Raw genomic sequence first — 16,387 nt, 5'->3', positions numbered from 1 at the left:
AGGTTAGCTAGATTTACATAAACTTAAACCCTTGTCAATAACATCAGAATCTATATTTAGACAGTCAAGAATTGAATGAAAAACATAATCATGGCTAATTTCATTATTGGCATAATTTTTAATTGATGCCACTGATTCAGGATGCTTTTGCTTAAATTCATCTGACATCCAGATTAGAAAGGGTACGGTTGTTTGTTCTGCAATTAGCGGTCCGCCATGACCATAATAGCCATTTTCCCCTAATGATTCGCCATGATCAGAGACATATAATAGAAATGCATTTTTGTCTTTTAGTAAATCAATCAAATTAGACAAAAAAAAATCAGTGTATAAAATAGAATTATCGTAGCTATTAACAAGTGCTAGCTGCTCGCAATTACTGGCGTCGGACTTAATTTTATCACTGCAAATAGGAGTGAATTGCTCAAATTCTTTAGGATATCTTACTGTATAATTCCAGTGGCTACCGGATGTATGAACTACTATAAATTGTTTACTTGAATTTGAAATTATTTCTTGTACAAAGGGAAGCATTTTCCCGTCATGATCATTTAGAGAAAATAAGGCAGAGCCCCCTGGTACTATAGTAAAATTAACATCATTATAGATAGTACCTAAGTCAAAATTTGCAAAATTTCTCATTAAAGTTTGCGTACCAATCCAAGTAGTATTAAATCCTATACTAGTCAAAACTGATAAAAAACTATTTTCAAGTTTATTATCTTCAATTTTACTTGCAGGATAACGTGAAAGTAATGAGGGTATAGAAATATAAGTTAAGTTTGATGCGGATTTAGCTTTAAAGGAAGTAAGATTTTCAATATTTTTCAATCGAGGTGTTGTATCTCTCATATAACCATTAATACCGAAATGATCAAATCTTGCGGACTCTCCTATGACTAAAACACCGATAATATCATTATCGGAATTATCGACGAAATTATACTGCTTACTGATATCTATTTGAGCATAATTTTTACCTCCTAGGCTTCCAGCAAAATTAAGATAAGTATTATGTAAATACTGAACAGGAAAGTAATTTTTTAATATTTTAAAAGATGGAGTAATGATATTATATAAAAAGATAAGTAAGCAAGCTGCGGATAATAATTTTGTGACAAAAGATTTAGTATCAGAAGTAGCGAAAGTTCTGAGTGTGTAAAGACAAGTAAATAAACTAAAAATCATCCATATTATTAATTTAATACTTGTAAGTTCATAAACCTCGTTCAAATCTGTTGAGAAAAAACTACCAATTACTTGCTTAGTAGGGGTTATTTTAAAGAAATAAATATAATAGCTAGCTATTGCAGAAGTAATAAATAAAAAGCATGAACCAATTTTTAATGCTAATCTATGTACGCTAAGACCAAAAAATGCTATAAAAGAAAATATATAAACATAGCAGAAATCTTTTGATAGTTCTAATATTCCTCTGAAGATTGTTGCTTTATAATAATCAAATTTATAAATTAATATTGCACTATTAAATAATAAGCAGTAAATAAAGGCTAAAATTGCCGATAATTTAATTAATTTAATATCTAAATGTTTTTGGATATTTTTTAGCATATAATACAATAATTATGTAAATTTTGTACACACAACCTATCATGATCATAAATAATCTTCAAGAATTTTATCGGCTTTTATTACCAAATGCACCTCTTATCTCTATTGATTATGGCAGTAAAAAAATAGGCATTGCTATATCTAATCAAGAACGTAACATAGCCATGCCACTAAATATTATCACTGAAGCAAGTAAAAAAGCGATTATAGCCTCTTTGCTGGAGAAAATTGAACAGTATAAAGCTTGCGGTATTGTAATAGGCTTGCCGATTGATATGAGCGGAATGCAGACAGAGCAATCAGCTATAGTAATAAAATTTGCCGAAGAATTGACAAAATCTATAAATTTACCTATATATCTACAAGACGAACGACTCACTACAAAAGCCGCAAATAATTTTCTCAAATCATTCGGTATTAAACGAAAAGAGCGTAATAATAATGATGACGCAGTAGCAGCTAGTATGATCTTAGAAACAGTCCTTAATTCTATTAACAAACTTTAGGTTCGAGTCTTCTAGGGCTTGCCCTAGAGTACTATTTGCTAACCTAGAAAATGTGAATTTATTTTTGGAACAATTAATATTACTGTATAAATAATTTTTATGGAAGATTTAAACTGCTGGAAAGAAAAATTTGAAATTTGTGAATATGCTAAAAAACTTCTTGATAAAATTGAGGATTTAAACGCCAAAGTAAAAAAACCTATAGATCTTGATGAAGTCAAAAAAGGTATTTATTACGCTCGTAAATATCATGGTTTGCAAATGCGTCAATCAGGTGATCCGTACTATTCCCATCCTATTGAGGTAACTATAATGCTTGCAGAGTTTGTAGCGTATGATGCTCCAAAGCTTTACAACGCTATTATGCTACAAGCAGCATTACTTCATGATACTATTGAGGATACGGAGCTTACTGAAGCAATGATTACTGAGATTTTTGGTGCAGAAGTTGCAAAGCATGTAGAAGGTCTAACTAGAGTTAAACCTACTGGAAAAATAAGTGCCGAAGAAAGCCTTAATTTACTCATCAAACAAAAAAGATATGATACTGTACTTATAAAACTATTTGATCGTATTCATAACATGCAAACCTTAGAATCTAAATCTCCTGAAAAGGCACATAAGATAATTAAAGAAACGCTAAGGAAATTTTTACTTTCTGCTATACATTTAGAATGTTATGAGATTGAAGAAAAGTTCAGTAATATATGTAATAAATTTCTAAATAATCATAAATTATAATTTATAAATAACCAGCTTTCTTTTCCAATTCCTGAAAATGATTAAGACCAAACATACAAGTCACAAGTAATGGTACCATAACAATAAATAACCCATACTGACCAAAATATTTAGTTATATATATAATCCCAAATGAAGTAATTACATACATTAAAGCTCTAGAAATAGCATATATCATGCTGCTATAAGTAAAGCGTTTAAAAACTGGAAAATGTCTAAAGAATATAGAAACAGCGGGAACAGTATCAAAAGAGCATGATATTATGCATATTTGAATTAAAAGAAGCTGTATAGGTGTGGTTACATTTCCTAAAAGATATGGTGAAGATAAAATAAATATAAATAATAAGGCTAATTTTACTCTAAGAATTTTTAAAGGGTATATTTTATAACTCAAGAAACATATTAAAGATAAAGTAGCCAAATGAAACATTGAGATAATAAAATTATGATGAATCACCTGAGAAGCACTATATCCAAATGAATTCTTTAATACTTCACCGCAGGTAATATAAGTGTAATAGAAACATATAGGCCAAGCACAGCTCATTATAAAGAAATATATTGTTGTCTTTCTACTAGGTTTTTGATTAAAAATTTCATCATGTTTTAGTGCTTTTGTGTCTAGATTGATCTTCTCATATCTTCGTAAAAGTCTAGCACTTGCATTTACAAAGTCGGGTGTTTCTCTAAGCTTGGTTCTAGCATAACCACCTATAACTGCGATAGCTGCACCTATCCAAAAAGCAATACGCCAATTCAATCCATGTGTGGTAACTAAAGAAGCTACAGCAAGTGCTGCTGTAGTTCCAATTACTGACGCTACAGCAATAAAAGAAACAAAAGGATATTGAACAGGTGGCTTTGTAATTTCAGTTAAATATAGCTCTGCACCTACTATCTCACCTACGGATGCCATACCTTGAACTGCACGGCAAACTGTAATTAATACAGCAGCAAAATAACCTATTTGCTCGTAAGTCGGAGCATTAGCCATCACTACACATGATAAAGCCATTAAGGTAGTTGTCATAATAACAGTGGACTTCCTACCTAATTTATCACCAATTCTTCCGAAGATATATGCTCCTAATGGTCTGAATATAAAAGTAGAGCAAAAAGTAAAAGCAGAGAGAAAAGAAGTAACGCTAGGCTCATATTTAGGGAAAAATAGTTCATTTAATAATACTGCTAAATGAACATATAGCATTAAGTCAAAATATTCTAAAAAGGTGGCAGTAGATAAAATACCAGCAGCTTCTTTTTGCTCTCTGGTCAAAGTTGTTTGTTCTTTTGCGTAACCTAGCATAATTTCCTTATAAAATGAGTTGTAAAAAAGCTATTATATATAAAGTCAATAAAGAATGTTAGTTAAGAGTTAAAAAAAGTTAAGTATGAGTTTAAAGCTCTTTTATTTAAATCAATATCTTCTATTTCTCCATTTTTGCGGTTTTTAAGCTCGACAATATTATTTGCAGCTTTTTTAGGACCAATTATTATTTGGTAAGGTGAGCCGATAAGATCGTGCGTTGCAAATTTACTTCCGGCTCTTACGTCAGTGTCATCGTATAACACCTCAATATTTTGAGCAAGTAGTTCATTATAAACTCTTTCTGCAAGCTCTAAGCATTTGCTATCATGAATATTTAAGTTGATTAATGAAATTTTAAAAGGTGCAACAGCGATAGGCCATATAATACCTTTTGCATCACTATTTGCTTCTATGATAGCTGCAACTAGTCTTGAAATACCTATGCCGTATGAACTCATTTCTATCGGTGTTAATTTGCCATGCTCATCATTAATAAGGGCATTCATGTTAACGGAGTATTTTGTGCCAATATAGAAAATATGTCCGACCTCTATACCTTTGCTGCTAGTTATTTCTTTATCAGAAGATAATTTACTTGCATCGTGCTTCTCTTCAGCAGCTGCATACCAGCTTTTTATTTCTTCAATATCAATATCGGGGTTATCTTTTAGTGTCTTAAATCTTTTATCGTAATAAATATTACTTTCACCGGTTTCGGCAATGATATGAAACTCATGGCTTAATTTCCCGCCTATCGGACCATTATCGGCAATAACCGGAACAGCAAATACGCCTAAATCTCTGAAAGTATTAATATAAGCCTTATACATCTGATTGTAAGTCTTAACCGCACTTTCTTCATCAATATCGAAAGAATAGGCATCTTTCATTAGAAATTCTCGACCTCTCATAACACCAAATCGTGGTCTAATTTCATCACGAAACTTCCATTGAATATGGTAAAGATTTTTTGGCAAATCTTTATATGATTTAATATTATTACGGAAAATATCCGTAACCATATCTTCATTAGTTGGACCAAATAACAAAGTATTATCGTGACGATCTTGAAATTTTAGCATCTCTTTGCCGTAATTATCAAAACGTCCTGATTCTACCCATAAATGTGCTGGTTGTATACAAGGCATTAAGACTTCTAGACAACCAGCTTTATCCATATTTGAGCGTACAATATTCTCAATATTTTTAAGCACTTTTAAGCCGAGTGGTAACCAGCTATAAATACCGGCAGCTTGTTGCCTAATCATTCCACTTCTAAGCATTAGTTTATGAGAAGTTATTTGGGCTTCACTTGGGTCTTCTTTTAAAACAGGTAAGAAATATTTGGATAGTAACATATTATTTTTTCGAAGTAAGGTTTAAGAATTCATGACGATATTTTTGCTGTTCGGCGAATATTCCCGTATAATGCATAGTGTTCATGATGCTGTTATCTTGCATTACACCACGCATTGACATACAGCTATGTAAAGCTGATATTTTAACTGCAACACCAAGTGGCTTTAAATTTTCTTGCACGCTTTCAGCTATTTGTACTGTCATTTTTTCTTGAATTTGTAATCTCTTAGCAAAAGCGTTTACTATTCGTGCAAGCTTACTTATACCGACAATACAATTATCCGGAATATAAGCTATATGTACTGTACCGCTAAAAGGTAACATATGATGTTCACAAAAAGAGGTAAATTTTATGCCCTCTAATGAGATAAAATCTTGAAAATTACCGGTATCACTAAATTTTGTTTCTAATATTTCCTCAATATTTTTGCCATATCCTGAAAATATTTCTTCATAACTTTTGATTACTCTATCGGGAGTTTTAAATAATCCCTCACGATTAGGATCCTCACCGATAAATCTTAGTAATGTTCTTACTGCCTCTTTTGCTTCTTCTTTCGTCGGTTTTTTAATCGTCATAATTTTGTTTATTTTTCAAAAAGATTATTTTACCACAAATAAAGACAAACATCAAGCCACCTACTATAGCAATAAGCCAGCCGCCGCCCATCATACCCATTAATAGCTTAGCAGATAGCGGCATTACAGTATTTGGGTCTTTACGCATAACGCCATAACCACCGGCAAAAGCAAGCCCTAATATGTGCAAGATTTGCCCAAAGGTAAGGAGGTAGAGTGTGGTTGTTATTGTCATCCCGCGACTTGATCGCAGGATCCAGTTAAAAATATCAATATTATTGATATTTTTATTTATTTTTTGGATACCGTGGTCAAGCCACGATATGACACCGAATGCGTTTTTCGATCCATGCAACAACGCCCTACGCTCCTTGCAATGACGTTTAACACCCAAATAACAATATCCCATGCAGGCAATACTTATCCCGACGATAGAGCCGTGATAATGGGCAGGGATCACTACATTTATGCCGGATATATTCATAGCTATCAAACCACCGAGTAGGAATAAAGTAATGGAACAGAGGAGGGTGGCTTTAGTTATAGAGGCTGTCATTCCTGCGGAAGCAGGAATCCAGTAGATTTTTTTTTCTGGATTCCCGCTTTTGCGGGAATGACATACCCACTCAAGCCCTATTCCTCCAATACATAATCCGGGTGCTATTCCGCCTAAATATTTCATATGGTTGGTATAAAATTCTTTAAAGTTACCATCGATGATATCGTAAGAGATATGCCCCCAAATAATAAGAGTGCTGAAAACAAAATTTAAATATAGCAAAAACAGATAGAATTTTTGGAATTTTGATTCTCTGCCTATTAGCTTCTCAAATAACATAATCCAAATAAACATTGCTATTTGAGTATATATAAATTGCAGTAAATGACCGCCGCTCCAAAAAAGTAATTTATAATAAAATTCTATCTCGATAGGAATAATTTGGATAACATTTTGTAAATCACTATAAGAACACCAAAAACAAACCCAACTCAAGATATACATTATTATAGTCGATAAAATAGTGAAGTTAATTAAATTACTCCAGTTTGCCCAGTTGAAAAAATATAGAATATTAATAGCATATAGAAGTAAAGTAATACCGAATAAGCTAAGACCTAAGACAAATATTATATTTTCAAGCATTGGTATATAATTATTCATGATCGGATTATGTCCAGCTATAGGGGAAATGGCTATAAGGATGGTAGCAAAAAAAGCGAGTTTAGGGTATACGCTGTCATCCCGTGGCTTGACCACGGGATCCAGTATAAAGCAAGATAACCTAAGCTTTTTATATTTGTATTTTTTATTACTGGATCCCGTGGTCAAGCCACGGGATGACATATGTATTACACTACCCCAAACACTAGCCGTAATCGACAGTAGCCAAATTAATACCGATAAATCAACATGGATAATTAACGCAGATTTGAAAATATGAGGATTGGGAAAAAAGCTAGCGAGTTGCGGTGTGCGGAGTACTACTAAAACAACTGAATATAAACCAGCAAACGCTAAAGATGTAATACCAAGCTTAAGCCAAGTATTTTGTATTTTAGTAATGTTTGAAGTCATAAAATCAATTAACAAATAGTTAACAAATTAGTTATTTGCTTGCAAAAATAAAAAAATTATTTATAATAGCATAATATAAAAATTAGCATTGTAAATAAGGTATTGTTTAATATTTTTTTGCCTTACTTCAATTACTTAACTTTTCCTTAAATGATTAATATTATAATAAAGGCAAATATGAAAAAAATAATACTTCAAGGTTATGACGTAGGAGATTTTTCTAATCAACAGAGTATAGTACCTATTTATAAAGGAAACAATATAGAAGCTTATCTTGCTCAAAAAGCTCCTGAAGCTAGAGAAATATTTATTTACGCTCATGGCAGTCAATATTTTTCTCACGAACATTCTCTTCCACAGTTAAGCTTAACTTTACAATCAAGTAATAATGAGCTTGTGCCTAGCATATTGTCGAAAATAACTGAAAATACGGAAGAAAATAAGCCTAATATTGTACACATACTATCCTGTCATGCAAGTACTGCCCACTATAATATGCAAAATATTAACGGAAATATTGTATTATGTACTTACGCTCCCGCTAATTATGTTTCAAATGGTTATGTAGCTGAACTTTTATTTAACACAAAAAATAATTTTGATAATTTAAATGATTTTATTGTAAAAAAATTACCATTACTTACTGCAATTAGTTTTGGCATTAGCTATAAGCTAGATGAAAATGTATATCCTCTTATTTTTGATAATAGTTCTATCAAAGGCATGGATATCAATAGCTTCTCAGAATTTTTGCAAAAACAATATATTAAAGTACAAAAATTTTATACAAATCTTCAGGAAAAATATGTCGATAAATACCCGGAACTATTTCCGGAATATAATTTTCCTGAAAAAATATCTTATTCAACAGAGGAGTTAAAACAAGCTTTTAATGTATTGTTAAATTTAGATAGTGAAAAATTGAGCATTGAAGAAATACAGCATCTTTTAGCAATAGACAATTCACATGTTGGAAATATTTTAGCAGATGCGATTAAATGTAACAGAACAGACGCTATAGAAGTAGTGATTAATACAATGAAAGAAGCTACAACTGTAGATTTACATTCAGCTGTCAAATTTAACAATTTAGCTGTGCTTAACAGGTTACTCGATAAAACCGAAAAAGTTGAAAATTGTATTTTACAAGAGGCTATTCAAGAACACAAAATAGAAATTGCTGAAATGTTAATTAACAGTAATAAAATAAAAAGTTTTACTAATGATTATTTACTTGTGGCAATCAACGCTAATAATTTACCTATACTTAAAATATTACTTAATAAAGAAGAAAATATAGTAGGTTATCTTTTATATCGTGCTGCTGAGTTAGAGAATATAAATACAGCTGAAACAGTCGAGCTATTATTTGATAAAACTAAAGAAACTGATTATTTTATCAATACAAGAGTTTTACTTAGAGCTGTAAAAGAAAACTGCCTATCTTTAATCAATAAAGTAATAGGTAGAATGAATGAATTTGATGATATACCAGATGTAATTTTTGATTCAGTAATTGAGAGAGGTAACACTCAAATAATTAAAATATTACTAGAAAAAATAGCTTCTTTTGATTTTTTAATTAAAGCTATTAATTCAAATAATCTTCCTGCAGTAGAAGATATACTAAAAACAATAAAGGTTGAAAATAAAGATATAGCAGCAATTATTATGTCAGGTAATACTGATATGTTTAAAATACTCGCTAATAAAATAGGTGATGATAAAATTTTAGATATTGCAATTAAGTTAGGTGATTCTTCAGTAGTTAATAATATACTAGATGAAAAGGAAAAACAGGGAATTTTAGATAGCAATAAATTGGATGAAATTTTTGAGACAGCTGTTAAAAACAGTAACGGAAATGTCATTGAAGATATAATGAATAGAATGCCGGAAGTGACTGGTAAACATTTAACTATCGCTATGCAGTATTATGCACCGGAGAGAGCTTTTATATTTGATAAAGTATATAATAGTATTAAGCAGATTGAGTATAATCTTATCTTAACCGCAATTGATTCAGGAATCCCTGATGTAATTCAGAAATTAGTAAGTAAGTTAGGGGACGAGAAAAAAGCTTCTATACTTTACGATATTCTTAGGTCATCTGATATTGTTAAAAATATGGTTGTGTCGAATATATTATTAAATAATATTGCAAAAATTCCCGATAACTACAAATATGCTCTTTTAGACTTAACTTCTAAAGGTAATTCGTATGGAATAAAAAACTTTTTCATCTTCAATCGACTACTTGAAAAATCAGGACCGATTGATGAAGAACATTTAAATACATATCTTGGTTTACTTGATCCTAGTGATATGTTTTCCATAATGTGTATGGGGAGTTTATATAATATGAAACATCTTGCTTCAAATCATAATAATATTACTACTGTAGAAGATACAATAGTTGATAATTTAACAGTTACTGGTGAAATTAATATAACTCCATCTGACGTTAATCTACTTTAAACCAGGTGGCATGGTTAAATATTCTTCCTTTCACAATTCATTATAGAGGATAGGGTTGGTATTGCCGCCGGATATTAGCACAAGCAGCTTTTTAGGAGTTGTTTGGGTTTTTAGCCAGTTTACTACCGAAACCATGTTTATACTACTTGACGGCTCGCATATTACTTTCAGCAAATGGGTAAGCCAAGCCGTCCAGTAATATATTTCATATTCTTCAGCTAAATAAAAATGATTAAGCTTTTTTAAATATTCAAAGGTACGAGCCGAAACACTGAGAGTTTTAAGACCATCAGCAATGGTACTAGGCAAATTTTCAAATCTAAATATATCATTATTCTTAACTGATAAATAAGCATCATTAGCTGATAAAGGTTCTGAACCTATCAATAAACTTGTTGGTGATATTAATTCTTTTGCAAGATAAAAGCCTGAGATCAGTCCGCCACCACCGCAAGAGACAAAAATAGCATCAGGGCTAAATCCAAGCTGTTGCAAAGTGTGCAGTTGCTACATTTTTAGGATTTTGAAGTAATAAATTCATAAATAATAATTAATTAAAATTAATTGCTTGTAGAAGATAAAAATTATATTTTAAGGTTATGAAATCAAAAAAGCATATCTATGTTCAATTTCTTGCAATCGAATTATGAGTTATTTTTAATATCAATCTATACATTTTTAATCATATTAACAATAAGACATTTTATTAAAAATAAATATCTAATAGTTTTGTGTCATTTGGTCACATTTTTAACATTTTTTATTATGTCTATTGGTGGAGGAAGTGTAGAAAATGACGCATATAAGCGATATGAAGAATTTGTTTTGTTAGAACAGGATAAGCAATTAGAAAATGCTAAAAAAAATCCTGATCAATTTGATTCAATGTTTCAAATTGATCTTAGGCAATTCAAAGACTCAACTGAATTTAAAAAATATCTACTAGATATAGATGATTCCGTAGATAAAAGTGAAGCTATGATGGTAGGATGGATTTTCGCATTTTTATATGAAATTTCTAAAATTTTTGTTTTCTTGCTTACTTCGGTTTTACGGAAAATTATAAGAATTAAACGAATTTTTAAGCAGATATGTTAGGCGGCACGGTTAAATATTCTTCTTTCCATAGCTCGTTATAAAGGATAGGGTCGATATTACCGCCGGATATTAACACAAGCAGCTTTTTAGGAGTTGTTTGTGTTTTTAACCAGTTTACCACTGAAGCCATATTTATACTACTTGATGGCTCACATATTACTTTAAGTAAATGAGTAAGCCAAGCCGTCCAATAATATATTTCGTATTCTTCAGCTAAATAAAAATGATCAAGTTTTTTTAAATACTCAAAAGTACGAGCCGAAACACTAAGAGTTTTAAGACCGTCGGCAATAGTATTAGGCGAATCCTTAAACCTAAATATTTCATTATTTTTAACTGATAAATAAGCATCATTAGCTGATAACGGTTCTGAACCTATCAATAAACTTGTCGGTGATATTAATTCTTTTGCAAGGTAAGAGCCTGAGATCAGTCCGCCACCACCGCAAGAGGCAAAAATAGCATCAGGGCTAAATCCAAGCTGCTGCAAGGCTTCATAACATAACGTACCAGCTCCCGCTATCGTAGAATCGCTATCGGATGGGTGCATATAATAAAAGCTTTGCATTTCGTCTAGCTTTGCTTTTTCTTCTGCTTCTTGCCGAGTATCAGTATATATAACTTCTCCGCCATAATGAATCACTGCTTGCTGTTTTACACGAGAAGTATTTAACGGCAAATAAATTCTTGCTTTAATACCAAGTATCTTACCGGCATAAGCAAGTCCGATTCCATGATTACCTGTGCTATAACCAACTATTTTTTCAGGTAGCTTTCTTTGTTCTTTTAATTCTAATAAATGATTTAATACGCCTCTTACTTTAAATGCACCAGTTTTTTGCAGTGATTCAACCTTAAAAAAAACCTCATGTCCCAGCATCTCGTTTAAGCTTTCGGAATGAACCATCGGAGTTAAATGCAGATATTGTTTAATCCTGTTATGTGCAGTTGCTACATTTTTAGGATTTTGAAGTAATAAATTCATAAATAATAATTAATAATGGTAGCTTGAAATAGTCTTAATACTATATTATATAATTAATACCCGTCAAATTTCAAAGGTTTTAATTGATGAATAAAAAATCACTGCCATTAATGGCACTGCGAGATATAGTAGTATTTCCTGGTGTAATTGCTCCTGTATTTGTAGGTAGGCAAAAATCCCTGCATGCTCTTTCTAATACTACACTTTCTGAAGAAGATAACAGCAAATACATTTTAGTAACATTGCAGAAAAAATTCGATCAAGAAAACCCAAATAGAAACGAGCTTTACGATGTTGGCATACTTGCTAAGGTTATTCAAATAGTAAAATTACCTAACACTACTGCAAAAATATTAGTAGAAGCAATAGCAAGAGTAAAGATAAGTAATATTAAAGGTGATGAAGCATTCGAAGCAAATTATGAAATTATCCCTGATGAAGAAATATTCGATGCTAATAATATGCGGTCATTAGTTGATAATGCTGTGCAATTATTTGCTAAATATGCAGGTAGTGATAAAAAAATCAATGCAGAAATTATTGAAACTATAAATAAAGAAATAAGTGAGACTAGTAATTTTATAAATATTATAAATATTTTAGCTTCACATCTGATTACTTCGCTTGAAGAAAAACAACGCTTACTTGAGGAAACAAGTCCTTTTAAGCGTATTAGTACAATTATTAACATCCTTACATCCAATATAGTTAATTCAGAAACCGAACAAGCTTTGCAACAAAGGGTGAAAAAACAAATAGAGAAAACCCAGCGTGATTATTATTTGCATGAGCAGATGAAAGCGATTCAGAAAGAGCTTGATGAAGATAAATCAGATCTTGCTGAATTTGATAAAAAAATTAAAGCTGCAAAACTATCAAAAGAAGCTAGAGAAAAAGCCGAAGCTGAACTTAAAAAGCTTCGCACTATGAACCAGATGTCAGCAGAATCCGGAGTAACACGTAATTATCTTGAGACGCTACTTAGCCTGCCTTGGGGTAAATATGATAATAGTAAAATCGATATTAACCAAGCTGAGAAAATTTTAAATCGTGATCATTTTGGCTTAGAGAAAGTTAAAGAGCGAATAATAGAATATTTAGCAGTATTACAGCGTTCCAGTAAAATTAGAGGTCCTATATTATGCTTAATCGGTCCTCCTGGCGTTGGTAAAACATCTTTAATAAAATCTATTGCCGAGGGGATGGGTAGAAAATATACCAAATTTGCCTTAGGTGGTGTTCGAGATGAGGCTGAAATTAGAGGGCATAGAAAAACTTATCTTGGCTCAATGCCTGGTAAAATCCTTACTCAGCTTAAGAAAGTTAAGACAAGTAACCCTGTTATGTTACTTGATGAAATAGATAAAATGGGTTCGGACTTTAGAGGTGATCCTGCATCAGCATTGCTTGAGGTGTTAGATCCTGAACAAAATAGCCATTTTGTCGATCATTATCTAGAAGTGGAATATGATTTATCAAATGTAATATTTATTGCGACTGCTAACTCTTATAATTTACCTAGAGCTTTAATCGATAGAATGGAAATTATTGATATTTCGGGTTATATGGAAGAGGAAAAAATTCAAATTGCTAAGAATTATTTAGTTCCTAAGCAGCTTAAAATGCATAAAATTAAAAAGGATGAAATTACTATCTCCGATGATGCTATTTTAGATTTAATTAGATATTACACTAAAGAGTCAGGCGTAAGATCATTAGAGCGTGAAATAGGAGCATTAACCAGAAAGGCATTAAAGCAAATTCTAGCTGATAAAAAAGTTAAGCATATTTCTGTAGATAGCAATAATCTAGAAGAGTTTTTAGGTGCTAGAAAATATAATTTTGGTCTTGCAGAAAAAAACGATCAAATAGGTAGCACCACAGGGCTTGCTTATACGGAGGTAGGTGGCGAGCTCTTAACTATTGAAGCTTTATCATTTCCAGGAAAAGGTGAAATCAAAACTACCGGAAAACTTGGTGATGTAATGAAAGAATCAGCAATGGCTGCATATAGTTGCTTTAGAAGTAGAGCGGCTGATTTTGGCTTAAAATATGAAGATTATAAAGATTTTGATGTTCATATCCACGTTCCCGCCGGTGCTATTCCAAAAGATGGACCTTCTGCTGGTTGTGCTTTGTTTACCACCATTGTTTCGTTAATGACTAAAATACCAGTACGCCGCACTGTTGCTATGACTGGTGAGGTAACTTTACGAGGAAACGTGCTACCTATTGGAGGTCTTAAGGAAAAGCTGCTAGCAGCAAGTAGAGGAGGGATTAAGACAGTATTAATTCCGGAAGAGAATGTCAAAGACTTGAAAGACATACCACCGAATATAAAAAGTAGTCTAGAAATTATCCCTGTCTCAAATATTGATCAGGTTTTAGAGCATGCTTTAACAAAAAAAACCTAGTAAACGCAAATAGCGGGTTATGCAATAATTCGCTATCCGCATTACTATAATTTTTGAGCTTCTAATAATAAAAATATATTAGATTTTTTTATTATATCTAGCTCTCTATTTGTAAAAGCTTGTAGACTAATTTCATCTAAAAATAAATTATGTTTTCTAATATTATTAAAACCTACTTGTTTCATTAATTGTTTTATGGTTTCAAAATTTCTTTGATAGGAGGTTACAATGCAATTTTTTGTAATTTCTATTTGTATTGAGCAACCATCGCTATACTTATTATTGTTAACTAAAGCTTTTACAGGAAGCTTCAATATATCAAAGACTTCTGGGTAAAATGAAGCACTTAAAATATCTAAAGTACATATTATAATTCTTCCTTGTTTCTTTAGACATTTATAACAATTATCAATAAATATTTTTAGCTTATCGAGAGTTTCCACGTATAATATCACAAATACAGTATAAACAATATCATATTTATTTTCTCCTATAATTAAAGGAGCGGTGGTATCAGAAAAATCTATGATAAAATATTCTATATTATCGTTGTTGATAGTATTTTTACATAATTGTATTTGATGCTTGGAAATATCGCATCCTACTAATTTTGAAATCTAATATTTTCATTACTTGTACAGAAACGTGTAATCATTATTAATTATTTTTAAATTTTAAATAATTGATTTGTTACTTATAGTTAAATATTAGTATAAAAGTCAATAGAAATATTATATTTTTTAAACTATTATAGCGTCACTAAGTTAAATTAATGACGCTAAAAATATTCATCTATAAATTAAACAAAAACGATTTTATACTACTTCAATAACGGTACTGTCATCACCTAATAAAGCCGGTTCATTATTTGGAACTGTATGATCATTAGATGAAATTACTATATTTGTAAGTTCAAGCTCATCCACTAAATCATTAAGCCTATTGCTAACTTCCCGAGCTGCATCTAGTAGATTAGAAGTTTCAATTTTTTGACCAATTTCTTCATAAATACCAGTAACAGGTCTATTAGATGTAGGTATGTCATAATGCAATTCTGTAGACGTATTACTTTCTTCTAACGTTGGTAGTAAAGGAGAAGTGCTTTCTTTATCTTCTTGACTGTTAAAGGCATTAATCCTAATTCCTGCTGCCTGAAAATCTTCACGCATACTAAATGTTGGTTGTAGTAAATTAGAAGCACTTTCTATATCTTCTTTGCGGGAGCTAAGCTCTAATTCTGTATTAGTAGTGTTCTTTGGAGTGCTTTTTGAGCTTTTAAAATATCTATACCCTGTATAAATAGCAATAGTAGCGGCTGCGGCTGCTCCTACTCCTATTAATTTAATTATATCATTATTAGGATCTTCTGCTGGAGTAGTGCTATCCCAAAGAGGTGTTTCTGTTGTAGGTATGGTGGTATTACCCCAAAAAGCTGTTTCTGGTGTAAGAGTAGTAGTATTAAAAGATCCAATATTATTACCAACGGTAGAACAAAATTTGTTCACTAAGGCAGTAGGATTCCATCGTATTGGATTACATGGCATTTCTTTAAATGAACTAATTATTGATGCTGAATCAATTGTGCATCGATATAAGCCTTCTGCTAAAACAGGAATCTTTTCTGCTATTACGCCGCATGTGTTAGCAAAGATATGTGTGAATACCGTAATCTTTTTCGGAACACACTGCATTCTGTATTTGAGTACTGCTTAGTGTATTATTAGGTGCGTTATTAATCAAATATTCAAATTTTGCCGGATCGCAAAG

The 16,387-nt window shown here is 31.5% G+C and carries 13 protein-coding genes and 1 pseudogene; 5 read left to right on the top strand and 9 right to left on the bottom strand.

What is annotated here, in order from left to right; all coding sequences use genetic code 11:
• Window positions 1-3: 3 nt before the first annotated feature.
• Window positions 4-1,572: a phosphoethanolamine transferase gene (locus RBE_RS04205; protein ID WP_011477476.1), complete on the bottom strand. Its 1,569-nt coding sequence runs from the start codon at window positions 1,570-1,572 to the stop codon at window positions 4-6.
• Window positions 1,573-1,613: 41 nt separating this feature from the next.
• On the opposite strand from RBE_RS04205, the gene ruvX reads away from it, so the two are divergent.
• On the top strand, window positions 1,614-2,078 hold the full coding sequence (ruvX, locus tag RBE_RS04200) for a Holliday junction resolvase RuvX (protein WP_011477475.1): 465 nt from the start codon (window positions 1,614-1,616) through the stop codon (window positions 2,076-2,078).
• A gap of 99 nt (window positions 2,079-2,177) precedes the next feature.
• Window positions 2,178-2,819: an HD domain-containing protein gene (locus tag RBE_RS04195; protein WP_011477474.1), complete on the top strand. Its 642-nt coding sequence runs from the start codon at window positions 2,178-2,180 to the stop codon at window positions 2,817-2,819.
• A gap of 1 nt (window position 2,820) precedes the next feature.
• On the opposite strand, the gene RBE_RS04190 is transcribed toward RBE_RS04195, so the two are convergent.
• The 4 genes from RBE_RS04190 to RBE_RS09620 all read right to left on the bottom strand — a co-directional run bounded on the left by RBE_RS04190 (window position 2,821) and on the right by RBE_RS09620 (window position 7,645).
• Entirely contained in the window at window positions 2,821-4,128 is a 1,308-nt protein-coding gene (locus RBE_RS04190) for an MFS transporter (RefSeq protein WP_011477473.1), read from the bottom strand.
• Window positions 4,129-4,190: 62 nt separating this feature from the next.
• The gene (gene proS, locus RBE_RS04185; protein WP_011477472.1) at window positions 4,191-5,489 is read right to left on the bottom strand and encodes a proline--tRNA ligase; all 1,299 of its coding nucleotides are present in this window, start codon (window positions 5,487-5,489) and stop codon (window positions 4,191-4,193) included.
• 1 nt (window position 5,490) lies between these two features.
• Window positions 5,491-6,069, bottom strand: coding sequence for a GTP cyclohydrolase I FolE (gene folE, locus RBE_RS04180; RefSeq protein ID WP_011477471.1), 579 nt, complete (start codon window positions 6,067-6,069; stop codon window positions 5,491-5,493).
• Entirely contained in the window at window positions 6,059-7,645 is a 1,587-nt protein-coding gene (locus tag RBE_RS09620; protein WP_011477470.1) for a palindromic element RPE4 domain-containing protein, read from the bottom strand. Before RBE_RS09620 ends, folE begins: the two co-directional genes overlap by 11 nt.
• 177 nt (window positions 7,646-7,822) lie before the next feature.
• Between RBE_RS09620 and RBE_RS04170 the strand changes: the two genes are divergently transcribed.
• A complete protein-coding gene (locus RBE_RS04170) occupies window positions 7,823-10,123 on the top strand; it encodes an ankyrin repeat domain-containing protein (RefSeq protein WP_012151995.1) in 2,301 nt (766 codons plus the stop codon).
• Window positions 10,124-10,153: 30 nt separating this feature from the next.
• On the opposite strand, the pseudogene RBE_RS04165 reads toward RBE_RS04170, so the two are convergent.
• Window positions 10,154-10,618, bottom strand: a pseudogene (locus RBE_RS04165) (pyridoxal-phosphate dependent enzyme); the annotation flags it as partial.
• 270 nt (window positions 10,619-10,888) lie between these two features.
• Between RBE_RS04165 and RBE_RS04160 the strand changes: the two are divergent.
• A complete protein-coding gene (locus RBE_RS04160; RefSeq protein WP_012151994.1) occupies window positions 10,889-11,221 on the top strand; it encodes a hypothetical protein in 333 nt (110 codons plus the stop codon).
• Here the strand turns inward: RBE_RS04160 and RBE_RS04155 are convergent.
• On the bottom strand, window positions 11,205-12,206 hold the full coding sequence (locus RBE_RS04155) for a serine/threonine dehydratase (protein ID WP_011477466.1): 1,002 nt from the start codon (window positions 12,204-12,206) through the stop codon (window positions 11,205-11,207). The genes RBE_RS04160 and RBE_RS04155 overlap by 17 nt on opposite strands.
• An 86-nt stretch (window positions 12,207-12,292) precedes the next feature.
• Between RBE_RS04155 and lon the strand changes: the two genes are divergently transcribed.
• A complete protein-coding gene (gene lon, locus RBE_RS04150; protein WP_011477465.1) occupies window positions 12,293-14,620 on the top strand; it encodes an endopeptidase La in 2,328 nt (775 codons plus the stop codon).
• Window positions 14,621-14,664: 44 nt separating this feature from the next.
• On the opposite strand, the gene RBE_RS04145 is transcribed toward lon, so the two are convergent.
• Together RBE_RS04145 and RBE_RS04140 are read right to left on the bottom strand one after the other, a co-directional pair.
• Entirely contained in the window at window positions 14,665-15,237 is a 573-nt protein-coding gene (locus RBE_RS04145; RefSeq protein WP_081178463.1) for a class I SAM-dependent methyltransferase, read from the bottom strand.
• 198 nt (window positions 15,238-15,435) lie between these two features.
• Window positions 15,436-16,311: a hypothetical protein gene (locus RBE_RS04140; protein WP_011477463.1), complete on the bottom strand. Its 876-nt coding sequence runs from the start codon at window positions 16,309-16,311 to the stop codon at window positions 15,436-15,438.
• Between the last annotated feature and the right edge of the window lie 76 nt (window positions 16,312-16,387).

This window comes from Rickettsia bellii RML369-C (genome assembly GCF_000012385.1).
In the GTDB taxonomy this organism is placed as follows: domain Bacteria; phylum Pseudomonadota; class Alphaproteobacteria; order Rickettsiales; family Rickettsiaceae; genus Rickettsia; species Rickettsia bellii.
Note: the sequence above shows the minus strand (reverse complement) of the source record. Positions and strands in the feature narration are given on the sequence as shown.